Genomic DNA, 23,935 nt, shown 5'->3' with positions numbered 1-23,935 from the left:
GTATGGATCCGCAATTCTTTCTGCAGATTGGCAGCGTGCTCGGCTGGATTGGCCTCTGCCTCTTACCACTGTTTCTGCTGCCACTTCTCACCCTCGTCGTGCCCGGCCTGGTCGAGCCGGTTTCCAAATGGCTCTACAAAGGGATTGATCGCATCACAGACGGCGCCGCTGCCATCTCGATCTTTACCGCGATTTGCCTTCTGGGCTTCCAGCTTGCCGCCGTCATCGCTGCCTATGCCTTCGGGCTTTCCTGGACATGGTTGTCAGAGCTTGTGGTCTATGCGTTCGCCGCCACCTTCATGATCGGTGCCTGCGTCGCTCTTCGCGACAATGCGCATGTACGCGTCGACATTCTGCGCCCGCGCTTTGGTGAGACCGGTCGCAACTGGATCGAGCTGGTCGGCATTTATCTGCTGCTCTTCCCGATCTGCGTGCGCATCCTTCAGACCGGCGAGCAGGGCCTTGCCCGCACATGGCTCCTGTTTGAAGGTTCACGCGAAAGCGATGGCCTGCCACTGCTTTTCCTCTTCAAGACGCTCGTTCCCATCTTCGCAGTCCTGATGATCTCTCAGGGGCTCTCTGAAGCCCTGAAAGCGGCCCTGCGCCTGACGGGTAAGCTTGCCCCCGCAGACGAAGCCGAAGCGGAGGTGCATTATGGAGCTTGAAGTCATTCTGGCTGTGCTGATGTTCCTGACGGCCATCGGCGCACTGCTCTCCGGGTACCCGGTCGCGCTCACCCTTGGTGGTGTGGCACTGCTCTTCGCACTCGTTGGCATCGGACTTGGGGTCTTTCCAGAACCCATGCTTCGATCTCTGCCGAGCCGCATTCAGGGCGGCTCGATCATGCAGAACGAAACGCTGATCGCGGTCCCGCTCTTCATCATCATGGGTGTTATTCTGGAACGCTCACGCGTGGCAGAAGACCTGCTCCACATTGCGAGCCGCCTGCTGGGACGCGTCCGCGGCGGGCTTGGCTATGCCGTCATTCTGGTGGGCGCTCTGCTTGCCGCCTCAACCGGCATTGTCGGTGCGACCGTCATCACCATGGCGCTGATTGCCCTGCCCACCATGCTGCGCCAGAAATACGATCCGCGCCTTGCCTCCGGAACAATCGCCGCTTCCGGCACGCTGGGCCAGATCATTCCGCCGAGCATCGTCCTCATCCTGCTGGCGGACGCAGTGTCCAACGCAGCCAGCCAGGCCGCGAGCCAGATGGGCGGCGGCGCATCCTTTGTTGTCTCCGTTGGTGATCTTTTTGCAGGCGCACTCCTGCCCGGCGTCATCCTGGTTGGCTTCTACCTGGCCTATGTCGCCTTTACCGCACTGACCCGGCCATCTGCCTGCCCACCTGTGGAACAGGAAGAAGATGACCCGCTCACAATGCAGGAAATCCTCTTCGGCCTTGGTGCACCCCTCTTCCTCATTATTGCCGTGCTGGGCGCGATCCTTGCCGGTATCGCACCGCCGACACAGGCCGCCTCCATTGGCGCTGCTGGCGCGCTCCTGCTCGCTGGCATTCGATTGTCAGATGAGAAACAGGCCGGTCTGCGCAAGCTGATTTTCGTCGCGCTTGTTTCCATCTTCGTGATCATCCTGTTGAAGAACACCCTCGACCTGCGCATGGGGGTTGATCAGATTGCGACAATCAATCTGATCGGTATGGTCGTCACACTGTTTGCTGTCCTGACCTTCCTCGCAGGTGTCGCCGCCGGCATGCTGGTCCTTCACCGCGCTGGCCAACTGATCCCGGCATTAAAGAGCGCCGTCGAAATCACCTCCATGGTCTTCCTCATCCTGATTGGCGCCAGCCTGTTCAGTCTGGTGTTCAGAGGCTTTGGCGGTGATGATCTGGTGCATGAAATGCTCAGCGCCACACCCGGCGGTAAATGGGGCGCACTGGTCATCGCCATGCTCGTCATGTTCGTTCTGGGCTTCTTCCTCGATTTCATCGAGATTGTCTTTGTCGTCGTACCGCTGGTGACACCAACGCTCATCATTGCGGGCTTCGACCCGGTCTGGCTTGGCATTCTGATGGCGCTCAACCTTCAGACAAGCTTCCTGACTCCGCCCTTTGGCTTTGCACTCTTCTATCTGCGCGGGGCCGCACCAGACGATCTGCGCACGCTCGACATCTGGCGTGGCGCGATACCGTTCATTGGCCTGCAGCTCGCTATGATCCTGCTCGTCGCGCTGATCCCGGCACTGGCCACCTGGCTGCCGAGCCTGACGCGCTAGACACCCTGACATAAAAAAAAGCCCGGACACGTGTCCGGGCTTTTCGTATGCATGTCACCGGGCCAGCCCCCGATGGTGTCAGCGATCAGAACTTCACTTCCGTCACAACGGAAAGGTCAGCGCGTGCCTCTTCACCAACATCGAAGAAAGGCTGTTCGTGAAAGCCAAACATGCTGGCAAACACAGCCGCAGGGAATGTCTCGCGCGCTGTGTTGTACTGCATGACAGCAGAGTTGTAGAAGCGACGCGCCGCAGCCAGCTTGTCCTCGATATTCGACAGTTCGCGCTGCAGTTCGAGAAAGTTCGTGTTCGCTTTCAGGTCCGGATAGGCTTCTGCCAGAGCAAACAGCTTACCGAGCGCCTGTGTCACCATGCCTTCGGCTTCCGCCGTCTCGGCTGGGCCACTTGCTGAAACCGCCGTGTTGCGCGCCTTGATCACCGCATCCAGCGTCTCTTTTTCATGGCTGGCATAACCCTTCACCGTCTCAACGAGGTTCGGGATCAGATTGCGGCGCTGTTTCAGTTGAACGTCCACATCGGCAAAAGCCTGCTTGCATTGCTGCCGCTTCTGCACAAGGCCGTTATAAATGCCAATGACGATGATCGCCAGCACAGCGATGATGCCAACGACGACTAATAATTCCATCATTTGATGTCCCCCAGATAGATGCTTGAGAGCTACCCGCTTTCTTCGAATTCGACAAGCAGGCGATACAGGAAAGCCCGCCCAGTCAAAACGCAGCAGGTTCGACTTCGCAACCGGGCGTCAAATATACAATGAAAGTCACTTGCGCATTTAATGAAATATTATGCGCAAGTCCCTACCCCTTTTCTTTTCAGAGTGGGCCATTCCGCTCTGATTTAACGAATCTTTTTTGGTTCAGGGGGCGAAATACATGACGAACAACACCCATCGGAAAACGCTGAAAGCCTTCAGCCTGTCAGCCTGCAGCGCGCTTGCGCTGACGGCTTTTGCAACACTGCCAGCCATTCCGGAGGAAGGCGTCGCACGTACCGGTGTTTTCGAGGAACACGCGTCCCTGCCATCCTGCGATAACGCATGGTCCTCTATCAAGAGCGGCATTGATAAGGCCTATAGCGAAACCGCAGGTGCCATCGCCTCTGAAGCGGACTCCATCGCGAAGGCGACAACCGACCTCGCCGTTCATGGCAATCCGGACGGCATCGCGGACTTTGCCGCGTCCAACTGGAATGAAGCCAAAGAAGCCGCCAAAGAGGCTGGCAGCATCTATGTGAAGATCAACGCCATCACCTCCAAATATGCCGTCTACCAGCTCCTGCCGGACGGCAAGGTGAAAAGCTTCCTCGACAAGGCGAACAATACGGTCGCCGAAATGCAGGGCGCGATGCCACTGCAGACGCTTGAAGGCTTTCAGGGCGATGTCAGCGAAATCGGTTCCGACGGCTGGAGCCTTCTTTCCTCGATCAATGATCCCAAGGAATTTGCCAAGAAGTTCGCTGAGCTGAACCAGAAATGGGACCCGGCATACACCTGGACCTATCTCTTCACGAGCGACAATATTGACGAAGGCATCATGCGCGCGGCGCATGCCTATAATCGTCAGGCCGAAATCATCGCGGCATATGGCGACGATGCCGGCGTGGATCCGGAGATCGTTGAGGCTGCTGTCATGTATGGAAACATGCAGACGGCCAAGCAATTCATCGACAAGATGACCGATGAGAACGAAAAGAAGGCCGCTCAGATGATGCTGATCGCCTTCACGGGCGAGGCGCTTCGTGGCTCGGTCGATCCGGCAGACCACCCATTCTACAAGAAGGCCAGACTGCAAAACACGCCAGCAACCCTCGTCTGGGATGACCGCGGCTCAGGCGGACACCACGATATCTCACTCTGGAAGGGCGATGTGACGAGCTCGAAGTATTCGAGCTGCATCTCGCTCGGTGATTATGCCGAGAACAACTACCACAAAGTGGATGGCCGAACCGTGATCTGCGACGCCATGGATGGCCGTGGTGACTGGTGGGAACGACCAACCGATTTCACGCTCGTCTGGTCAGACCGATGCTCGGGCGCACATATGCACGGCAGTGTCTGGGCGCCTGTCTGCCCTGATGGCTATACCGGTGTTGGCTTTGTCGCTGAAGCGAGTGATGGCTATTCCAAGCCTCTGCCAAACCAGATCGCCTGTCTGAAGAAGGATAGCAGCCTGTTCCACTACACCACCGGTCGGTCAGGTGGCATGCACTGGCTCCTGAATGACAAAGGCTCTGGCGCCAAGATGAATCTGGAAATCGTCACACGTGACTTTGCCGGACAGCCCATGATGTGGGCCTACCCAACCCATGGCTATGACTTCCTCGACTCCATTATTCCGGTGGCCTGGGGCAAACCGGGCCGAGACGTCTATTCGGTTGCCGATGACCTCAAATCCATCGACGACAAACGAAAAGCCGCATACGAAGCCAGCAAATAAGCTGCACAAAGGCCAGAGTTTATCTCTGGCCTTTTTCATTCTGTGATCGCACGAACGGGCGTCAGAGACGATTGATCGTATTTTCCGATCTCCCCTATCGCCAAAAGTCGCAGACCGATATGCGTTTTCTACTTGCGAATGCCTTGCATTAAAAGAACCTCATGCTAGCAGTGTCCTCGACAAACGAAATCAGCAATGAGAACAGGGCCACATGCCGCTAGACACAACGGATATGACAGCCACAAGCGGCAGAACGGCACCCAAAAAACGCAAGAAAGCCGGTAATTTCTGGAAGAAGCAGGCCCGCATCTGGCACTGGATTTCCGGTGCTGTCTGTCTCATCGGCATGTTGCTGTTTGCTTTCACAGGGATCACGCTGAACCATGCGGGCGACATCCCTGCGACCCCCGTCACCAAGGCGTCCGAGATGACCTTGTCCGAAACGCCCATGGCTGATCTTGCCGCCGAACCGGAAGAAGGCACCACGCCATCCCTGCCGCGCTCCATTGTGCGTGATATCCGCTCAGGCCTCGGTGTGAATGTCGCCGGAAAGACAGCGGAATGGACCGACTTCGATGTCTATGTCGCCCTGCCCCGTCCGGGCGGCGATGCCTGGCTCGCGATTGATCGTGAAACCGGCCTCGTGGAATACGAAACCACCAGCCGCGGCGCCATCTCCTACCTCAACGACCTGCACAAGGGCCGCAATACCGGGCTTGGCTGGGCGATCTTCCTGGATGTGTTCTCACTGGCCACGATCTTCTTCTGCCTGACCGGGCTCTGGCTGTTGCAGATCCATTCGGGCAAGCGCGCCATTACCTGGCCGCTCACAGGCCTTGGCCTGATCATTCCCCTCATCGTCATCATTTTCTTCATGCATTAAAGAGGTCTCTATGAAAGCCGTCCTGAAATTTCTTGGGCTTGGCGCTGCTGCCGGCACGCTGGTCTCCGCCGCAAATGCCGGTGACATGGCGCTCTCTGTGGAGCTGCCTCGCCTGAATGTGGCTGAGTATCACAAGCCTTATGTCGCCATCTGGATCGCCCGTCCCGATCACTCCGTCGCTGCCAATCTTGCTGTCTGGTACCAGCTCGAAGCCGGCCCTGAAGGTGAAGGCGAGACCTGGCTGAAGGATATCCGCCAGTGGTGGCGCCGCACAGGTCGCTCACTGGACATGCCGGTCGATGGCGTTTCCAGCCCGACCCGTGGACCAGGCGAAAACCTCGTTGAGTTCAGCGCCGATGATGGCCCGCTCGCCGACCTGCCGGAAGGCGAATACATTCTCTACGTCGAAGCCTCCCGCGAAGTCGGTGGCCGCGAGCTGGTCCAGATCCCATTCACATGGGATGGCACGGCCTCTGAAACCCAGACAGTCTCTGGCGAGACAGAGCTCGGCGACGTCTCTCTCACCATTCTTCCATAAATTTCAGACCTTTATAACGGAGCCAATCTTATGACTCATTTTCGCAAACTCGCTGCTGGCGTTGCCGTCGCTCTCGCCCTGTCTGCACCGGCACACGCCCACCGCGCCTGGATCCTGCCATCCACTTTCACGCTTTCCGGCGACGAACAGCTGATCACCGTTGATGGTGCCATTTCAAACGACCTGTTCTTCCCGAACCACGTCGCCATGCGTCTTGATGACATGAAAATCACCGCCCCGGATGGCACAGTCACCGGCGTTGAGAATGGCTGGACCGGCAAGATCCGTTCGACCTTCGATGTGACACTCGATCAGCAGGGCACGTACAAAATCGGTAATGGCGGCAATTCCTTCTTCGCAAGCTGGGAAGAAGATGGCGAGCGTCGCCGTGCCCGCGGCACCTATGAAGGCTTCAAGGAAGAAGGCGTTCTGGACAAGGACGGCGTTGAGCTGACCAAAATGTCTCGCCAGACAGCGACCTTCGTCACGCTTGGCGCACCAACCGATGACGTGTTCGCGACCACAGGTGAAGGCCTCGAATTCACACCGGTCACGCACCCGAACGATGTCTATACCGGCGAAGAGATCACCTTCGGCTTCACGCTGGATGGCGCACCGATCGAAGGCATGGAAGTCGAGATCGTGAAAGGTCATGACCGCTATCGCGACGAACAGGGCACGCTGGAGCTGACCACAGACGCTGACGGTCAGATCACCTTCACACTGGAGGAATCCGGTCGCTACTGGCTCGAAACCGGCACTCAGGGCACCACCATGGTTGATGGCAAGGAAATTGGCGCGCGCAGCGGCTATGTCATCACATTCGAGGCCCTGTCCTTCTGAGCCTGATTGAGGTTCTCATTCCACCCGGTCTGTCGCAAAGCAGTCTAGCCCTGCCCCGCACAGACCGGCTGATGGATCTTTCGGGTGAGACCATGGGAACGACATGGTCTGCCCGCGCTCTGGTGCCTGATGGCATCACAAAAGCCGACCTGCATGACGCGATCACAGGTTCGCACCACGCTGTCATTGATGTGTTCAGCACATGGGACGCCGGCTCCTTCATCAGCCGCTTCAACGCTGCCCCTGCTGGCACGTGCTTTACGCCGGACGCCGCCTTTCAAACCGTCTGGAGCGAAGCCGTCCGGATTGCTGACCTGACACATGGCGCATTCAATCCAGCGCATGGCGCGGAGACACGCGCGCGTGGGTTTGGCCCCACAGATACAGGCTTGAGCGCCTTCACGGCGCGGCAGAGCTGGACAGGCGATCCCATCACACGTCCTGATGGCCAGATCCGCCAGCCAGGCGGTCTGGAGCTTGATCTCTCTGCCATTGCCAAGGGCTATGGCGTCGACGAAATGGCGCGCGCCCTCTTGGCGCTGAACGTCCCGTCCTTCCTTGTCGAGATTGGCGGTGAATTTTACGGCCACGGCATTCGCGCAGATGGCCAGCCCTGGTGGATTGATCTGCAAAGCCCTGATCTGGACCGCCCGGCCTGGCGCGTCGCCGCCTGCGGGATCGCCATTGCAACGAGCGGCAATCTCTATAAGTCGAGGCAGGGCCGCTCACACATCATCGGCGCGCCAACCCATGACCGCATTCACACCAGTATCAGCGTGTTTGCATCCAGCGTCATGCTGGCGGATGCCTGGGCGACCGCCCTTTATGCAGCAGGCGATGACGCCCTCCCACTTGCCAACGCGCATGACATCCCCGCCCTGTTTCAGAGCGCAGGCCAGCCCCCCCGGCATTCCGAGGCGCTAAAAGCGTATTTCGACTAGATCAGACTCGCAATCCTCGCGTAGATATATCCCCGATTGAAGTTCCAACACTTTCAGAACGAATTACCTATGCGATTATTTCAGATCATCTTCGCCGCATTCATCGCGACAGCGCCTCTGGCAGCCCTTCCAGCTCAGGCAGAGACACCATATCTCCGCAATCTCGATTGTAAGGCATTAGTCAGTGACATCGACGGCAAGATGCGGAAATTGAGCATGTACCTGTTCAACCGCCCGGTCGTTCTTGCTGAGTTAATGCACCACAGCGAACAGGCGGGCGATGAAACATTCGATTATTTAAACTTCAGCAGAGAAAATGTTCTTTGGCTCGTCAGGAGGGTTGGGCGGGGTAGTCGGCCTGAATTATATTTGGAACTTCCAAATGCGTGCGACTTACTTGAAGAGCGAGGTATTTCGAAAAGTAACATCACCAGGTTCTCCATGTGCTACACCGGGGCCGAGCGCATTCTTCTTCGGCTTGAAATGCATCCTTCGAAGCATTACGAGCCCGTGCCGGAAAATCTGTTTGAGGGGACAAGATACGGTGAAATTCTGAAGAGCGCGTATCCGGAATACTCAGGCCAATTGATTGGCTCGATAGATAAAGTGCTCTCCGATCTGTACGCCGAGACGAAGTTTGCTTTCAAACTCAGTATAGAGTCGTCGCCAAGCGGTGAAACCTACGTTCCGGTTGCCGGATATTATTTCGAGCGACATATCATTATTGAAGATGATGCTATCATCGCGCATCTGAATTTCATCGACAGAGAAAGCGGCGAAGTGATTGTAAACTTCCAGAACTTCTTTGTTCCTTCGACGTTAGAGCCGATTTGCGCCTCGGAACTTGAGCATGCGTATGGAGGAGAGTTTCTTTTCTTTGATGGGCACTTTGAACTTTTCATTTCTAATATTCTGATGCTCAAAACGGATTAGCGGGCTCCAATAGGTTTCTTCACACCAGTATCAGCGTCATGCTGGCGGATGCCTGGGCGACCGCCCTTTATGCAGCAGGCGATGACGCCCTCCCACTTGCCAACGCGCATGCCATCCCCGCCCTGTTTCAGAGCGCAGGCCACCCGCCCCGCCATTCCGAGGCACTAAAGGCGTATTTCGACTAGATCAGACGAGACTGAGCGGCTCAATTTTCAATCGCGCCACCGGGCGTATATGGCGCGTCAGGATCCACAGGCTCACCCCTCAGGTTTTCCCAGGCCTTTCGGGATTCGACCTTTTTGACCTCCAAACACGCCTCATATTTCGCGATAGCGGCATTACAGGCGGTTTCATCAAGCCCTCGGCAGCTCCATTCGCAAGGCGGCGTATAATCCACTTTTTTATACGGAATCTGACGCGAGCTGCCTCCCTTGGTCTCTCCCTGATCAGATCCCGCTGAAGCGTCCGCAGCTCTACGATCGGTTGGCATTGAGCTGCCAACCCGCTCGAGCCGGCCATCAATCATCACAACCGGCCCGATTGATCCATCGCCGCCTTCCATCAGGCTCTCACGGCTCAGACGCTCGGCTGTCTCGCCAGCACGACGCTCCAGCTCCGCTCGTTGTGCCTCCGGTGTATTTCTGAGATCGCGATCAATGGCAGCCAGCCCTCCGGCAATACCGGCGGAAAGCGATTGCTGGTCCATCTGCCGCTCATAAGCACGTGTCGCGGCGAGGGTCTCGGCCTCTTTCCGGTTTCTTGCTGCCAGATTTCGTTGCCGCTGCGCGTCAATATCCGCCCAATAGGCCAAAGCCTCAGGTTTGAAACGACCATATTCAATCAGCTTATCGATCACCCACTCCGCGCGCGCTTTCTGCGCTGGCATTTTCAACGCTTTTTCAAGTTCCGTATAAAGATTGGGTCGGCTTCTGACGCGGCGCTCTATGCCACCCGGTGCCATCGGGTTCGGCTTTAGCTGATAAAAAATACAGGACTGTTCCGGGTCGCCAAGTATCGGACTATCGAGATCCGGGCCGTCATCCAGCCAACTGCGAATACCGGCCAGAAGGAAGATCAGTTTCGATTTCGCCTCTTCGAGCTGGGTCGAAGCGTTCGGCGCGCTGATATAGGAATACCAGACATGCATCAGCACCGGGCATGTGTCGTGCGTGGATCCAAACTGAGCATATTCGCTCTGTCCACGTTGGACTGACGTCAGGTTCAATTGATCGCGTGAGATTCGCGGCTTGCCGACACTCGAGCGCCCGGCATGAATGGCATCCAGAAAGATCCTAAACTGGTCATGAGGGCCGTATGCAGCCGCGTGAACAAGCACCTGATAATTGTCGAAGTCCGTGACGTCGATGCGCTTCGCCAACTCGTTGCTCAATAGCATTTGCTGTTTTGCGCTGAATTGGTTTTGAACGCGCGGGGTATTCAGACGCAAATACGGGCGAATACCTTTAGGGCTCACCCCGGGCGAATTCGCCTGAGAGAGATTGGCCATGACGCCATCATAGTCACCTCGCAGCAAGGCCTTGTGGATGGCTGGCTCCCGGCGATCAATGGGAAGAGATGCCAGCTGTTTCTTTAGCTGTTGCTTGTCATAAGCGTACTGGCGCTGCCCTCTGATTTCTCCCAGAACGGTATTGATCCAGGATTCAGCATGGGTCTGCGCCTCCTCGCTCCACAGGCCCGCCGCCTGAAGAATGTTGATCCCCGCCTGAGCGTTTTGTTCGCTCTCGGAAAGCACGCCGATCAGAAGCATGAGCTCGAACATCGAAAGATCGCGGAATCTCATGCTTCTCACTTTGCCGTCGTTAAACCGGCACGCGGGCTGATTGCGCAGAATATCTGTCGGCACGATCTCCAGAAGCGCCATCAGGTTTTCCAGGCTCTCCCGAGAGGCGGGCGTACCGAACTCCCTGGAAGCAACGCTCCAGGAAATCATGCCTGCCGGAGAGCAGCTCACTATGCTTTCCCAGGAATCGAAAAGCGGCTGCCCATATGTCGCCGAACTCGAGAAATCGCCGACCACAGGAAAAAGGCTATTGATGGACGTTGTTCGTAGCCGGTCAGGGGTGTCACTCTCCGGCATGTGCTCGACCATTTCCGTGAGCAGTTCCCGAACCAGTTCAGGTGGGCCGTTCAGGTAAGCACTTGGGAGCCCGGTTGGCCCACCACCTGCTTCAGATAATTCCCGGATCATCTGCATTCTGACATCGGCTGGCACGCTCTCCTGAACATCCTTCATTGTCAGACGCGCCATTGGCGGCAAACCGCGCGGCGAATAACCCTCTGCTTCCGGATCATCCAGCGCGCGCCTGAAGGCCTTCAGATCGCCGCGCATGATCGCCTTGTGAATTGCCGGTTCCTTTGAATCCGGCCTGAGCGTCGGTTTCAGTTCGATCGTAAAGTCACGCCCAATGGTATTTCGAAAAGGCTGTAAAATCGATGGGTCGATCGTCGGTCCGCGACCCGACGAAACCGCCGTCACCGGCGGCGCAGATGCAACCTGTTGTTTTTGGGTTTGAGGCGGACCCGCAATGGTCTGCTGAGCCAACCGTAACTGCCGCTTATCCTCCAGGCTGTCAGCCAGCGGTGCAAATTTTGCGAATGACGCCTCATAGTCTGCTTCGTCATACAGCCCCTGATCCATCAGCGCGGCTTTCGCGCTCTCAAGCCCGATTTCATTTCCATAAATCCCGCCAGCATAGGCGAGCCAGTCATGAACGGAAATCTTGCTCTCCGCGATGTCGACGCCGTCCGGGGCCTTCAGAAAACGACACACCTCATCCAACTGAAGCGTTTCCTCGTCAAAATACAGAAAGCCGTAAAATAACTTATTCGTCGCTTCATACTGCGCTGAAGACCCTTCATCGGTGACCATGGCCCCCAATAAGGCAAAGCCCATTGGCGTGCATTCGATGAAATCGTCAGAATACCAATACGGATCGAATGCCCGAGACACCGGGTAGTACGGCATCTCCCAGTCTGCGCCCGCGTCCAACGCATCAAGCGCTTCATTCGATAACTCTGTGAGAACAGGATCGATCACAATGAGCGGAGCAAAGGCATAAAGAGCGCCTTCATAGCCCACATAGCCGGGCAGACTCAGGTCCGCTCCATCCGGCCCCAATAGCTTTTCCAACAGATCGACATACGACCGCGTGTCCAGCACCTCATCTGCCTCAGGGGTCAGCAGTCGGAGCAATGGCCGGATACCCTGTGGTGAAACTCCGGGGATATCCGGATCATCCAGATGTTCCCAGATCGCATCCTCATCACCATCCAGAATGGCCTGATGGAGCGGGGGTTCGACTTGCGCGAGCGCAACATTTGCACAAAAGGCAAAGAAGCCCGCAATGCCCGCCCCAATCGTGACTCTGTTCAGAAATGCCATACTGCCCCCCATCAGCATTTGCAAAAAGCCTAATTTGATAGGTCTATGGATGCAAGTTCATGACTGCGATGGGACTTTTCGGACGAAGGTTCATTGCCTGCAGAAAAGCGAAAGGCTGCCTGAAGCGGCAGCCTTTTTTACATGGTCAACAAAACCTCAGGTTTGCGCACTTACCCCTCAAAAGTCCCGTTACGTGGGAAGCCGCGAGGTGCCATGCGGCCTGCGCCCGCGCGTCGACCAACCCATCACCGCATTCAGACCAGTATCAGCGTGTTTGCATCCAGCGTCATGCTGGCGGAGCCAAGGCGACCGCCCTTTATGCAGCAGGCGATGACGCCCTCGCGCTTGCCATACCCGCCCTGTTTCAGAACGCAGCCCCCCACCCCGGCATTCCGAGGCACTAAAGGCGTATTTCGACTAGATCAGACTCGCAATCCTCTCGTAGATATATCCCCGATTGAAGTTCCAACTCTTTCAGAACGAATTACCTATGCGATTATTTCAGATCATCTTCGCCGCATTCATTGCGACAGCGCTTCTGGCAGCCCTTCCAGCTCAGGCAGAGACATCACATCTCCACAATCTTGATGGTAAGGCATTATTCAGTGACACCGACGGCAAGATACGGAAATTGGACAGGTATCTTATGGACGGCCCCGTTTGGTTTAAAAGACGACAACTTCCGCAAAGAAGTCGCCATCTATGAGCGAGATCCGTCTACAGGTCGCGACAGCGTTCTCAAAGGGGCTTTTGAAATTGTACAGGCTGGTCGCCCAAAACGGCATCCTGCTGATAAGACCGATACCGAGTATTGCATCAATCTCTACAAGGGTGTGTATAAGTGAGTAAAGACGTATACAAAATCTTTTCGCTCCACTCCGGAACTAAGGTTTTGATATACTGACAAACTAGTCGACATCGAAGGGATTAGGTGCGACAGATCTCACACGCTGTTGTTCTAGAATCCGGAAATTATCGATCCGGGACGCTGCGGCGTTAAACTGGACACGAAGCCCCCTCGCGATCACAGGCCGGTTGAAACGGCAGATAATTTCAGACCAATCCATGATTTCAGACCCCGAACAAGATGCAGATACCTTGTTCCACGCTCCGCCATCTCCAGGACGAAACTGATTGAGGTAGACGATATTGTTCGGATAACCGATTTTTCCTTTGTACTGGAAGCCTTCAATCACTCGGTCGAGATCGCCAAGATCTGTTTCAATCGTGAAATACACTCCATCATGGGGATTGAAGAACCTGTTGCTGCCTCTACCACTCAAATCCTGCAAGCTGTCGTTTGTTAGCTGACCGCGAGTACCGGTTCCGCCACCCTTGATCAGACTAAAACCGCTGACATTCACATTTGACATGAGTTCCGGAGACACCGGTATGAGAGTGTCGTACATCCGATCGGATATCGTTTCTGCTGGTATAATGCGGATGCCGCCGGTTTCCGCTCCACTAACAAACCCTATTAAACGGTTCGTCGACGGAACTTCCCCATAGCGGTCTAAGCTAACCGACATTTGCCATATCGACATACCACTATCACTTTGCACGAATGACTGTTCAGAAGATACTGGCGACGCAATGATCGTGTCGTTTGCAACCTGTTTTACCGTCAGCGCGACACTCTCCACCCCTCCGGCGCTGCTGCTCACGCGCAGACCGTAGATTTTGTTACCGATCATTTTGCTCAGATCTGACACGGGCACATATTCAGTCGATGTAAGCGCATTGAACCTTGGCCGCAGCGAATTGACGTGGCCATAAATTTTCGTCGCCACTGCAATATCCACATCCGGAAGCTGAGCAGCTAAATCATAGATCTCTCGTTCACCACCCACTGTCGTCGTAGTCATGGTTGGGCCAGACTGCAGATGGTTGGCAGTTACGAGCATATCCCACCAGATCGCGGCCGCGTCCAGATCACGATATGATCGTATCAGAATGCCTTGCCCTTCACCTCCGGGGGTTTCCACAAATCGCGGAGACATCTGAGCGTGAGCACACAATGAAAGCGCCGACATCGCCAGAACGAACAGGCTCTTCGACCAGGAACGTGTCATCTCTCGGACTCCTTCTCCGGCTTTGACGGTTGCGAACTGAAGAACTGACTAAACGCCAGCAGAACCAAAATAATTCCGTAGATGTAACGGAGGTTCGGATCACCAATTAACCTTGCAACTAACGTCAGTGACAACGTGTCACTTGTCGACTCTGCATCACCTTTAGAAAAGTCGAGAGCTGGATTCGAGATTTGTATACTCTCGGTATTTGAAGCTGCGCCGACGGATAAAGTGGATGACGCGCTGGACCACTCAGCATACCCCCACCAGTCGGTGCTCGTCCTTTTCTGTTTTGTTTGATCAGACGGCACAAGAATTTGAGAATTGGGGGGAAGTTCGAACTTGTCGACCAGATATAGCGCACCGGGCTGAAACGGCTCAAATCGCAGGGGCAAGAACCATATTTTTTCAATAGCACGCCCATAAACGGTCAGCTCGCCACCGCGCAATGTCTGCGGATGATAATCGAAAGACGACGCCGACTGAACGTCATCCCCCACGTTGAGCGCGCCATGAATAGGGAATTTTAGTGTTTCAGAAACAGAACAACTGCTCGTATCAACCGTGAAATGTACGGGCGAAGTCGTCGAGATTTCCATCTCATCTGTTTCGGTGACGAAGCTAGCACCACCTGTAACAACAATTTTTAGTACATCTCCTGTCTGATATAGCGCCACCCGCGCTCCACTGAACGGTGTAATCAATACGCGCTCAGGAACACATTCGGGCTCGGTTGTTGTTGTCCAGTCTGCATCCACTTCATCGATCCAAACGGCTGCTCCTGGTAAAATGAATGATGATGTTGCTGTCGAGATAGGTTGGTAGGACAGAGACTCAGTTTGCGCCTCAAGCGCCACAAAAGTGCGAGGGCTTGGCAAACCGAACATCACAAGTAAGACCACGGCGATAAGCATCAATGCGAATTTATTTCGCCGAATGGCGGACAATCGGCGACCGGGATGAAGCCAAGCCAAATTGCGTTTCGCTTTGGATTTAGCCACCGACACTCACTCCAATCTGATCAACTCGAGGAGGACCGGAACGCGGAACTCGGCGAATGAAAACTTCGAGGTTCCCGACTCCCACTTTGCCGAGATCGAACCGACAAACCGTATCAAATGCCCTACTAGACCCTTCCGACTTTTTGGAACACTCACCATCAACAGTCGAGCTGTCGGGGCGTACCGCTTTCGACTGAACGTTTGTCGCACGCTGCGAATTAACTTGCACGATAAGCGTGTCCGGTTCTGTCGAAAGCTTTATCGGAATGGCCGTCTTAGCCGAAGCGAGTGAACAGCTTTCAGCATCAAAAACCATGCCTGCGATGTCGTCTCGATCATATTCTTTAAGTGGCTCTTGGTAGGACCACCCTCGCTCTGACGGAGGCTTCACAGGGGCGTAATGTGTCGCGGATGAAGGCACGCTACCCGAGGCCACATAGCGCCCATCACGTGACGTAAGCAGAAGACAACTCGGTTGACCAGAAGCCGCAGACCGCAACTGAAGATCGGAAATCTGAAAGCTTCCGCTCATTTCCGAGGCCATAACAAGCCCCAGGCCGACGAATAAATGTCCAGACATAGGAACAAAGTCGCTGAGATGTTCCTCAAAGTTATCAATGGCGATCACTTCACTCTGAGAAGAGGCCGGCGGCACACCGAAGGATAACGACATTATGGCCGCTGGAAACAAGCGCCCGCAGTTGAGCAAGCTCCATTTCATTTCGATTCTGACCAATCGAACCTCCGTTCTCAATGCCCGAATTCTGGCTTGCACATCATGGCGTCAATCTATCCACAAGCTGAGCGCTTTACCGTTGCAGAATTTTGCGCTTTTTCAAATCAAAAGCGGTCGATTTTCAGAACTTTACGCAGCGTCGTTTCGCTCATTCAACTGATGCCCCAGTATACTAAGCGAATATCAACGCGTTTACGAAAAGCCCCCATGCAAATCGTGCGCCTCCCAAATTGGGATGCACCGACATTCTGCAACATCTGGCTTGAGACAAGCTGCAATTCAATATCAGAATTACAGCCCTGAGCACGCTCCGCCCACTTACACCCGATTGCCCCAGATCTCTTGCCCCCGAGTACAGTCTTGAGCGCGCTCTGTGCGGAGACATTCGTCTCGCTAGAGCAAATAGAAATTACGCAGGCGCAGCAGCCGGAGCGTCAGCTCCGAATAGCTACGCACCGGCTACCCTTCAAAAGTTCCGTTACGTGGGAAGCCGCGAGGTGCCATGCGGCCCGCGCCCGCGCGTCGACCAACCCAGTCGCGCCAGTCCGGGAAGGTGCGCTGACGCCCGGAACCATCCGTCACCGAGAACCCATCCTCGCCATTGAAGAGCTTGGCATCAGCCAGTCCGCCATCTTTGTAGGATTGCAGCTTCACGCCCTTGCCGCGCGGCATTTCCGGCAATTCGCTTGCTTCATAGATCAACAGCTTGCGGTTCTCACCAATCACGGCGGCCATATCGCCTTCCGCTGGCTTGCAACACAGAAGCACGCTGTCGCCCGGACAGTTCACAACCTGCTTGCCGGCTTTACGTGCCGAGAGCAGTTCCGCTTCCGGACAGATAAAGCCATAGCCCGCCGTCGACGCCATGAAGCGTTTCTGATCGGCCGTGTATTTGAACATGTCGATGATGGCTTTTTCCTGCTCCAGATCGATCTGGAGCCGGATCGGCTCACCCTGCCCGCGCCCGCCCGGCAACTTGTCAGCGCCCAGCGTAAAGGCCCGACCATCGCTCGACATCAGGATCAGCTTGTCGGTGGTTTCCAGCTTGCAATAGAGATGCAGCGCGTCGCCATCCTTGAACTTCACCTTGTCCAGATCGTTCGAATGGCCTTTCAGCGCGCGGATCCAGCCCTGCTCAGACAGGACCACCGTGATTGGCTCACGCACGATCAGCGCTTCGGCGACCATATCACCATCATGGATCGGCGCCTCACCAAAGACAGACCGGCGGCGCCCCAGGTCAGTTTCCGGGTCGAACACCTTGCGCGCCTCTTTCAGGCCCTTCGCGACTTCTGTCCACTGGCGACGCTCGCTCGCGATCAGAGCCTGAAGGCTGTCGCGGACTTTCTCCAGTTCTTCATGCTCCTTGCGGATCTCGAACTCTTCGAGCTTGCGCAGAGAACGCAAACGCATGTTCAGAATGGCTTCGGCCTGATTTTCCGTCAGGTCGAATGTCTTGATCAGCTCGGCTTTGGGATGATCCTCCTCGCGGATAATGCGGATCACCTCATCAAGGTTCAGGAACGCGATCAGATAGCCTGCCAGAACTTCCAGACGCGCTTCAGCCTTGTCGAGGCGGAACTGCGCCTGACGCGTGATCACTTCACGGCGGTGCGCCAGATAGGCCAGCAGCACATCTTTCAGCCCCATCACCTTCGGCGCGCCGCGATCCAGAACGTTGAGGTTCATGGAGAAGCGGTTTTCCAGATCGGACAGCTTAAACAGGCTTTCCATCAGCATGTCCGGATCGACCGTTTTCGATTTCGGCTCCAGCACCAGACGAATGTCCTCGGCGCTTTCATCGCGCACATCGCCCAGCAGAGGCACTTTCTTGCCGTCGATCAGTTCAGCCAGCCGCTCGATCAGCTTGCCCTTCTGAACCTGGAACGGAATTTCCGTGACAACGATCTGCCAAGTGCCACGGCCAAGATCTTCCTTCTCCCATTTGGCGCGGACGCGGAAACCACCCCGTCCGGTCTCATAGGCTTCCAGAATATTGGCCTTGTCCTCGACCAGCGTACCGCCGGTCGGGAAATCCGGTCCCGGCATCACTTCCAGCAGCTCTTCGGTCGTTGTGGATTTGCGCTCAATCAGCATCAGGCAGGCATCAATCAGCTCCGCCGCATTGTGGGGCGGGATGCTGGTTGCCATGCCGACGGCGATACCGGTCGCGCCATTCGCCAGGAGGTTCGGATAGGCCGCTGGCAGGACGACAGGTTCGGAATCCTGTTCGTCATAGGTATCGCGGAAGTCGACCGCGTCTTCGTCCAGACCATCGAGCAGCAGCTTGGCCGCTGCCGTCATCCGGCTTTCCGTGTAACGCATGGCCGCGGCGCTATCGCCATCGATATTGCCGAAATTGCCCTGACCATCGACCAGCGGGTAGCGGACCGAGAAACTCTGCGCCAGACGCACCAGCGTGTCATAAATCGCGCTATCACCATGCGGGTGATAGTTACCCATCACCTCACCGACGATTTTCGCGCATTTGCGATAGCTCGCATCCGGGTTCAGCTTCAGCTCGCGCATCGCATACAGAATGCGGCGCTGCACCGGCTTCAGACCGTCGCGCACATCTGGCAGCGCGCGGGATGTAATGGTGGACAGCGCATAGGCGAGATAGCGCTTGGACAGCGCCTCGCTTAGCGGTTCGTCGATGATGTTTTCTTCACCGTCGTCGATCAGATCAGCCATGCAAACTCCTGGGGCGCAGCTTCAGTCCGGTCCCCACCGGTTATCCACCCGAAAATGCGCACAATACGATTGACGTCTCAGTTTATACGAGTCGCCGCCCATGTCGCGGGGGTAAGGCCGGGAATCATGGGGAGAAACCGCCCGGAATGCATTCCATATTATCGAAGCGATTTACGAACCACAGCAAAGCGCCCGGCTCAGACCTCAGAAATCCCACATCGGGTCCTGCAGACCATAGGGCTCAACCTGATTCAGTCCCTGCAGAATGGACAGCGTGTTTTGCTGCAACATGCCAGCCTGCGCCCGGATCATGGCCGTCTCGATCATGAACTGCTCGAAATGCGCTCTGAGACGTTCCGCCGCCTCCTCATCGCTCTGACGGCCAAACGCCAGGACATTGGCGGCAGGCGGGTTCGGATCAGAGAATGTCACATCCAGCAGATGCGCCAGCGGCACGATCACCCCGCCAAGATGTTCATACTCGGCCTCGCTGGCGAGGAAAAACTCCATGGAGGTGCCCGGATCACCATCTTCAGACGTCACAAAGGACAGGCCAGCCGCCTTCATCCGGCCCGCATCGCCTGTGCCGCTGGCGATCCACGCGAAAAACCGGCCTTTAGGCGTTCCGATGACATCCCGGAACACCTGTGCGATGTCGCCCGTCACCTCCAGGCGCTCATTCATGCGAACGTCGCGCACGCCTTCCAGCGACAGCGCAAAACGGAGCGCCTCTTCAAACCGGCTGGCATCGGTGATCGCATCCAGTTCCGGCCGCTTCACATTCGCAATCACAGCCGTCGAATAGCCATCAGTCCGCCGGATCAGGCGCTTTGGTGCCCAGTCCTTTGAGTCCGGCACCCAGCCTTCGAGCGATTCCCAGCTTTCGCCATCGACCTGGATCTCGGTCTTCACCGGCGCCACAGGCTCGAGCGCCTCTGAACAGCCCGCCGTAAAGGGCAGAACAAAGCATGACAGTCCGACAATCATCTGACGCAGCATAGACATCCACTCCGGTTTCCTCACCTGACTGAAGCTCTACCAATCGGATATGACAGCGGTAAGAAACTCAAAGTCGGACATGCAGCGTATTTGAACGCACGCCGTGCAGTGGAAAATGTATTCAGTCCGCCCCCAGCCAGGCCTCATATTCCGGACAACGCGCCAGCGCTCTCGCTTCTGAGGATGGCGTAAAGCGTTCGACATCAAAATAATGGTCGAAGGCCGGTTCAGGGGACGGAGTAAGCGGAACGCCAAATTCTGGCACCGCCATGGGCGTCCCTTCATGCAGGCCGCATCCGCCCGCCAGAACGCAGTTGCGCATGACGCCGCCTTCGGAAGCAACCAATCTCACCCGACTTATCGGCGCATCCCGCAGATAATATCCGGCATAGCCATCAATCTCTCCACTTTCCCGCGTGCTGAATGTGTTTCTCGCGTGACGCCAGCCCCCAAGCACCAGCGTGCGATGTGACGGAGAGAGGATTTCGCGAATCCGCCTGGCCCGCCCCTGTTCGTCATAGGTCTGATCAAAGGCCCCATTCTCGCTGATCCGCCCTTTGGCCGGACTGTGAAAATGAAACCTGACCAGCGGATGATCTGCCCAGGCCGTCAGCTCGCAAACAAGCTCAGGATTGGCGACCGTTGTCGCGCCGCCCGCGCTCTTCGGAAGAGCCCGAAGACGAAAGTCAGCCCGCTCGGACATTTCAAGCGATATCACGACCGGCTCGCCTGCTGACACGGTGTCCCTGATCAGACAATCCATCAGCTCTGCCGTTTGTATCTGGCCATGCATCTCGCCCAGAAAGAGCGCGTTCTCGCGGCCCAGCAATGTCGCCAATGCCTCATAGCGTGCACATCGGTCTCCCGCGTCGGACGTGACGGCCGCACGCCGCTCACCTTCATCCACTTGGGGCGTACACCCTGCGCTCATCAGCAGCGCAGCGAACGTGAAAAATACCATAAGACGCGACGAATTCATGGTGTAATGATATCACCTTTCAATCCTTGGTAAAGGCGCCCCTTCTCTCAGGACACACCGCCCACCTCTACCCCACCACCTTCCCACAACTGGAAAAAAGACAGCCAAAACAGGCAGTTTTTTCATCGCTGGCAAAAGAAACACCATTCAACTGCTGTTCACATAGCGACGATTATAAAATCCCGTTGTAGAATACCCCGACTCCTATAGAGGAGCGTGCGCCTGGCGAGCGTGCGAACGGGGCGTTATTTCGGGGCTTTTGCTACATGTTGTTTGGCGTTGAAGATCGGCAAGCCGATCATTCTGCTGCACTGATTGGTCCTGCGGGCCATGTCATCACATATCACGACCTCGCCGCACAGATTGCGGAAACGGCGACGCTTCTCGGCGCAGAACGCCGCCTTCTGGTGATCGAGGCACACCGCAATCTCGAAACGTTGGTCGCGTATCTCGGCGCGCTGTCAGCGGGCCATGCCGTTGCCATGCTCGCGCCAGACGATATGCGTGCCCTGTCCGGCTTCATTCGCGATTTCGCGCCCGATGGCGTGTTCGATGGTCAGGGCTGGGAGCTTCAGCCCATCACTGCCAGGCCGAAACTGCATCCTGATCTGGCGCTGCTGCTCTCAACATCGGGCAGCACGGGCGATTCCAAATTCGTCCGCCTGTCGCGCGAAAACCTGGTCGCGAATGCCCGCGCCATTGCCGACTATCTGCAGCTGACACCGCAAGACCGCAGCGCGCATATCCTGCCCCTGCAATACTGCTATGGCCTGTCGGTGCTCCATTCACACCTCATCGCAGGCGCGAGCGTCTATATCGCCCCATCCTCGGTGATTTCAGACGACTTCCTGCCCGCCATCGAAGCGCAGGGCTGCACAAACCTTTCCGGCGTGCCGCACACCTATCGCCTGCTCGAAAAGTCAGACTTCCGCGCCCGCCAGACCCGCCCGCTCCGCTTCATGACCGTTGCCGGTGGCAAAATGCCTCCCGACCTCGCCACCACCTATCACACGCATCTGAACAAGCGTCAGGGCGAGCTCTTCCTCATGTATGGCCAGACCGAGGCCACGGCCCGCATCGCCTATCTGCCGCCATCCGAGCTGACGAAGCACATGGATACGATTGGCCGCGCCATTCCCGGCGGCGAGCTATCCCTGCTCGACGAGCAAGGCCAGCCCTTTAACGACACCGGCAAACCGGGCGAGCTCATCTATCGCGGCCCGAATGTCATGATGGGCTATGCCAGCGCGCTGGAAGACCTGTCGCGCGGGCCGGAGATTGACTGGCTCCACACCGGTGATCTGGCAGAGCGCACAGCTAACGGCTTTTTCCGCATTGTGGGCCGGTTGAAGCGCATGTCGAAAATCTCCGGCAACCGGATCAGTCATGATGCCATTGAACAGGCGCTCTCGCGCGATGGCATAGACGCGCTTGTCACCGGCGATGACAAATCCCTGCTCATCCTGCACGCGACCACATGGTCGACCGATTACATTCTCTCGCGCACCGCACAGCTTTCCGGTCTGCCGAAAATGGTGCTTCGCGTGGATTATGTGCCCGCTTTGCCGCGCCTGCCGACCGGCAAGCCGGACTATCCGGCTGCACGCCAACGCCTAGAAGACCTGCGCGCCATCGAAGAACAGGATGCTCAGAGCGCAGATATCCGCGCGATCTTCCGCGAAACCTTCCCCGGCGCGCGCATTGACGACACAGACAGCTTTGTCTCCCTCGGCGGGGATTCCCTCAGCCATGTACAGATGTCCCTGCGCCTGGAACAGGTGTTTGGCGGCCTGCCGCGCAAATGGGAAACCCTCACCGTTGCCGAACTCTCAGACCGCAACAGCCCGCGCCCCATCCGCAGCGAAATCGGCTCTGACATTCTCATCCGCATTTCCGCCATTGTGCTGGTGGTCATCCATCACGCGACCCTCTGGCCGATCCCGGGCGGCGCCGCTGCCATGCTCATCATGGCAGGCTTCAGCCTTGGCCGGTTTCAGGCGACGTCAGCCCTGAAACCCGGCCAGCCATGGAAGCTTCTGACCGGCCTGCCCAAAGTCCTCTTGCCTTATGCCATCATCCTGATCGGCTATGGCCTCGCCTGGGGGGATTTCCCTTGGGCCTCTGCCCTATTGATGGGGAATTTCGGTTTCGCCGATCCCGTCAATCACGACATGATGCCCTATCTCTACTGGTTCGTAGAGATTTACGCCCAGCTCATCCTCATCATGTTTGGCCTGATCCTCATTCCGCCTGTGCGCCGCTTTGCACTCGACCGGCCCTTTGCCTTTTCGCTTTCGCTCATCGCGGCTGGCGTCGCCATGCGCTTTGGCTGGGCGCAGAACTGGGATTTCGGCAATCGGCAGATTTTCACCGTGCCATGGAATTTCTTCCTGTTCGCGCTGGGCTGGGCCGCCTCCACGGCGCGCGGCCTGAACCAGCGTCTGGTCATCTTTGCACTCGCCTGCGTGCTCCTGCCCCTTGGCGCATATTATGGTGGCAACTGGATTGGTGGCTGGATCAAGTTCATGCTGCAATTCCCGGTCATGGCGCTTTTGCTCTTTGTGCCGACCGTCGCGATGAGCAAGCGGCTGATCGCCCCGCTGCTGACCTTCGCGTCCTCCACCTATCACATCTATCTGTTCCACCGCATCGTGCCCGAACACTTTCCCGAATGGCTGGGCTCGACCTGGTCGCAGCCTTTCTTCGTCACGGTATCAATTGTGTTCGGCATTGCCTGTGGTATCGCAGCTTATGTCGCTCAGAACGCGCTGTTGAAATGGGTGTCGCGGCGCCTCATGCCAGAACTTGATGGGCTGATGTTCCGCCTGCGCCTTCGCAAATCCACCGAGGCGGCGGAGTAAGACATCCAGAACCTGCTACTCATGCTTAACTTAGCATGACTGATGGGTGCAATTACCGACATTTCGCTGAACACCACTTGAATACAGAGCTGGTGATTTATTTGACCACAAGATCAGAAACCTCCGCGCCGATCCGGTTCGCCACCTGATCACTTGTACATTGTGAGCGGCCTGTACATTGGGTTAACGCGCGCATGGTATTTCTCCGTCTCGATTGACCGCAATCTTAACCGGAAATTGCTAGTCCTCATTCGAATTCCAGAACGGGAGTTTGTGATGTTGACGAAATACCTTGCTGGGGCGCTTTTAGCGTCGCAAATAATTGTAACGCCGGCAGCATTCGCTGCCATTCCAAACG

20 protein-coding genes are annotated in these 23,935 nt (G+C 56.5%); 11 read left to right on the top strand and 9 right to left on the bottom strand.

Going from position 1 to position 23,935, the window contains the following annotated elements:
* Positions 1-2 precede the first annotated feature (2 nt).
* Both ACFQDM_RS16105 and ACFQDM_RS16100 read left to right on the top strand, forming a co-directional pair.
* On the top strand, positions 3-665 hold the full coding sequence (locus ACFQDM_RS16105; RefSeq protein ID WP_377380792.1) for a TRAP transporter small permease subunit: 663 nt from the start codon (positions 3-5) through the stop codon (positions 663-665).
* Positions 655-2,235 carry a TRAP transporter large permease gene (locus tag ACFQDM_RS16100; protein ID WP_377380790.1) on the top strand — a complete coding sequence of 527 codons (1,581 nt, stop codon included), beginning with the start codon at positions 655-657 and terminating at the stop codon, positions 2,233-2,235. The genes ACFQDM_RS16105 and ACFQDM_RS16100 overlap by 11 nt, the downstream gene beginning before the upstream one ends.
* 85 nt (positions 2,236-2,320) lie before the next feature.
* On the opposite strand, the gene ACFQDM_RS16095 is transcribed toward ACFQDM_RS16100, so the two are convergent.
* Positions 2,321-2,884, bottom strand: coding sequence for a LemA family protein (locus tag ACFQDM_RS16095; protein WP_377380787.1), 564 nt, complete (start codon positions 2,882-2,884; stop codon positions 2,321-2,323).
* Positions 2,885-3,131: 247 nt separating this feature from the next.
* On the opposite strand from ACFQDM_RS16095, the gene ACFQDM_RS16090 reads away from it, so the two are divergent.
* From ACFQDM_RS16090 to ACFQDM_RS16060, 7 genes are all read left to right on the top strand, one after another.
* Positions 3,132-4,694, top strand: a complete 1,563-nt coding sequence (locus ACFQDM_RS16090; RefSeq protein WP_377380785.1) for a Vps62-related protein — start codon at positions 3,132-3,134, stop codon at positions 4,692-4,694.
* A gap of 232 nt (positions 4,695-4,926) precedes the next feature.
* Positions 4,927-5,577 (top strand): PepSY-associated TM helix domain-containing protein, encoded by a 651-nt coding sequence (locus ACFQDM_RS16085; protein WP_377382474.1) that lies wholly within the window; start codon positions 4,927-4,929, stop codon positions 5,575-5,577.
* A 10-nt stretch (positions 5,578-5,587) separates the two neighbouring features.
* On the top strand, positions 5,588-6,115 hold the full coding sequence (locus ACFQDM_RS16080; RefSeq protein WP_377380782.1) for a DUF2271 domain-containing protein: 528 nt from the start codon (positions 5,588-5,590) through the stop codon (positions 6,113-6,115).
* A 30-nt stretch (positions 6,116-6,145) separates the two neighbouring features.
* A complete protein-coding gene (locus ACFQDM_RS16075; RefSeq protein WP_377380779.1) occupies positions 6,146-6,958 on the top strand; it encodes a DUF4198 domain-containing protein in 813 nt (270 codons plus the stop codon).
* Positions 6,959-7,050: 92 nt separating this feature from the next.
* Positions 7,051-7,899, top strand: a complete 849-nt coding sequence (locus ACFQDM_RS16070) for an FAD:protein FMN transferase (protein ID WP_377380777.1) — start codon at positions 7,051-7,053, stop codon at positions 7,897-7,899.
* Positions 7,900-7,968: 69 nt separating this feature from the next.
* Entirely contained in the window at positions 7,969-8,832 is an 864-nt protein-coding gene (locus ACFQDM_RS16065) for a hypothetical protein (protein ID WP_377380774.1), read from the top strand.
* A 38-nt stretch (positions 8,833-8,870) separates the two neighbouring features.
* Entirely contained in the window at positions 8,871-9,017 is a 147-nt protein-coding gene (locus ACFQDM_RS16060; protein WP_377380772.1) for a hypothetical protein, read from the top strand.
* A gap of 20 nt (positions 9,018-9,037) precedes the next feature.
* Here the strand turns inward: ACFQDM_RS16060 and ACFQDM_RS16055 are convergent, their stop codons facing one another.
* Positions 9,038-12,235 carry a hypothetical protein gene (locus ACFQDM_RS16055; protein WP_377380769.1) on the bottom strand — a complete coding sequence of 1,066 codons (3,198 nt, stop codon included), beginning with the start codon at positions 12,233-12,235 and terminating at the stop codon, positions 9,038-9,040.
* Between the two features lie 254 nt (positions 12,236-12,489).
* Positions 12,490-12,636: a hypothetical protein gene (locus ACFQDM_RS16050; RefSeq protein ID WP_377380766.1), complete on the bottom strand. Its 147-nt coding sequence runs from the start codon at positions 12,634-12,636 to the stop codon at positions 12,490-12,492.
* A gap of 204 nt (positions 12,637-12,840) precedes the next feature.
* Here ACFQDM_RS16050 and ACFQDM_RS16045 point away from each other — a divergent pair, with 204 nt between their 5' ends.
* Positions 12,841-13,080 carry a hypothetical protein gene (locus ACFQDM_RS16045; RefSeq protein WP_377380764.1) on the top strand — a complete coding sequence of 80 codons (240 nt, stop codon included), beginning with the start codon at positions 12,841-12,843 and terminating at the stop codon, positions 13,078-13,080.
* 63 nt (positions 13,081-13,143) lie between these two features.
* Here ACFQDM_RS16045 and ACFQDM_RS16040 read toward each other — a convergent pair whose 3' ends face one another.
* The 6 genes from ACFQDM_RS16040 to ACFQDM_RS16015 form a co-directional block, all read right to left on the bottom strand.
* Positions 13,144-14,307, bottom strand: a complete 1,164-nt coding sequence (locus ACFQDM_RS16040; RefSeq protein ID WP_377380761.1) for a hypothetical protein — start codon at positions 14,305-14,307, stop codon at positions 13,144-13,146.
* On the bottom strand, positions 14,304-15,308 hold the full coding sequence (locus tag ACFQDM_RS16035) for a hypothetical protein (protein WP_377380758.1): 1,005 nt from the start codon (positions 15,306-15,308) through the stop codon (positions 14,304-14,306). Before ACFQDM_RS16035 ends, ACFQDM_RS16040 begins: the two co-directional genes overlap by 4 nt.
* Positions 15,301-16,044, bottom strand: a complete 744-nt coding sequence (locus ACFQDM_RS16030) for a hypothetical protein (protein ID WP_377380755.1) — start codon at positions 16,042-16,044, stop codon at positions 15,301-15,303. Before ACFQDM_RS16030 ends, ACFQDM_RS16035 begins: the two co-directional genes overlap by 8 nt.
* A gap of 459 nt (positions 16,045-16,503) precedes the next feature.
* Complete coding sequence (parC, locus tag ACFQDM_RS16025; protein WP_377380752.1) at positions 16,504-18,738, bottom strand: DNA topoisomerase IV subunit A; 2,235 nt, start codon at positions 18,736-18,738, stop codon at positions 16,504-16,506.
* 204 nt (positions 18,739-18,942) lie between these two features.
* The gene (locus tag ACFQDM_RS16020) at positions 18,943-19,737 is read right to left on the bottom strand and encodes a hypothetical protein (protein WP_377380750.1); all 795 of its coding nucleotides are present in this window, start codon (positions 19,735-19,737) and stop codon (positions 18,943-18,945) included.
* Between the two features lie 121 nt (positions 19,738-19,858).
* Positions 19,859-20,698 (bottom strand): hypothetical protein, encoded by an 840-nt coding sequence (locus ACFQDM_RS16015; protein WP_377380747.1) that lies wholly within the window; start codon positions 20,696-20,698, stop codon positions 19,859-19,861.
* Positions 20,699-20,982: 284 nt separating this feature from the next.
* Here ACFQDM_RS16015 and ACFQDM_RS16010 point away from each other — a divergent pair, with 284 nt between their 5' ends.
* Complete coding sequence (locus ACFQDM_RS16010) at positions 20,983-23,577, top strand: AMP-binding protein (RefSeq protein ID WP_377380744.1); 2,595 nt, start codon at positions 20,983-20,985, stop codon at positions 23,575-23,577.
* Positions 23,578-23,935 lie beyond the last annotated feature (358 nt).

This window comes from Ponticaulis profundi (genome assembly GCF_042659465.1).
In the GTDB taxonomy this organism is placed as follows: domain Bacteria; phylum Pseudomonadota; class Alphaproteobacteria; order Caulobacterales; family Hyphomonadaceae; genus Ponticaulis; species Ponticaulis profundi.
The sequence above is the reverse complement of the archived record's forward strand: the minus strand, read 5'-3'. Positions and strand labels throughout refer to the sequence as shown.

Excerpts from the sequence above, each read along its gene's own strand:
- ACFQDM_RS16105 (WP_377380792.1), top strand. The coding sequence starts at position 3 with ATGGATCCGCAATTCTTTCTGCAGATTGGCAGCGTGCTCGGCTGGATT.
- ACFQDM_RS16100 (WP_377380790.1), top strand. The coding sequence starts at position 655 with ATGGAGCTTGAAGTCATTCTGGCTGTGCTGATGTTCCTGACGGCCATC.
- ACFQDM_RS16095 (WP_377380787.1), bottom strand. The coding sequence starts at position 2,884 with ATGATGGAATTATTAGTCGTCGTTGGCATCATCGCTGTGCTGGCGATC.
- ACFQDM_RS16090 (WP_377380785.1), top strand. The coding sequence starts at position 3,132 with ATGACGAACAACACCCATCGGAAAACGCTGAAAGCCTTCAGCCTGTCA.
- ACFQDM_RS16085 (WP_377382474.1), top strand. The coding sequence starts at position 4,927 with ATGACAGCCACAAGCGGCAGAACGGCACCCAAAAAACGCAAGAAAGCC.
- ACFQDM_RS16080 (WP_377380782.1), top strand. The coding sequence starts at position 5,588 with ATGAAAGCCGTCCTGAAATTTCTTGGGCTTGGCGCTGCTGCCGGCACG.
- ACFQDM_RS16075 (WP_377380779.1), top strand. The coding sequence starts at position 6,146 with ATGACTCATTTTCGCAAACTCGCTGCTGGCGTTGCCGTCGCTCTCGCC.
- ACFQDM_RS16070 (WP_377380777.1), top strand. The coding sequence starts at position 7,051 with ATGGGAACGACATGGTCTGCCCGCGCTCTGGTGCCTGATGGCATCACA.
- ACFQDM_RS16065 (WP_377380774.1), top strand. The coding sequence starts at position 7,969 with ATGCGATTATTTCAGATCATCTTCGCCGCATTCATCGCGACAGCGCCT.
- ACFQDM_RS16060 (WP_377380772.1), top strand. The coding sequence starts at position 8,871 with ATGCTGGCGGATGCCTGGGCGACCGCCCTTTATGCAGCAGGCGATGAC.
- ACFQDM_RS16055 (WP_377380769.1), bottom strand. The coding sequence starts at position 12,235 with ATGGCATTTCTGAACAGAGTCACGATTGGGGCGGGCATTGCGGGCTTC.
- ACFQDM_RS16040 (WP_377380761.1), bottom strand. The coding sequence starts at position 14,307 with ATGACACGTTCCTGGTCGAAGAGCCTGTTCGTTCTGGCGATGTCGGCG.
- parC (WP_377380752.1), bottom strand. The coding sequence starts at position 18,738 with ATGGCTGATCTGATCGACGACGGTGAAGAAAACATCATCGACGAACCG.
- ACFQDM_RS16020 (WP_377380750.1), bottom strand. The coding sequence starts at position 19,737 with ATGCTGCGTCAGATGATTGTCGGACTGTCATGCTTTGTTCTGCCCTTT.
- ACFQDM_RS16015 (WP_377380747.1), bottom strand. The coding sequence starts at position 20,698 with ATGGTATTTTTCACGTTCGCTGCGCTGCTGATGAGCGCAGGGTGTACG.
- ACFQDM_RS16010 (WP_377380744.1), top strand. The coding sequence starts at position 20,983 with ATGTTGTTTGGCGTTGAAGATCGGCAAGCCGATCATTCTGCTGCACTG.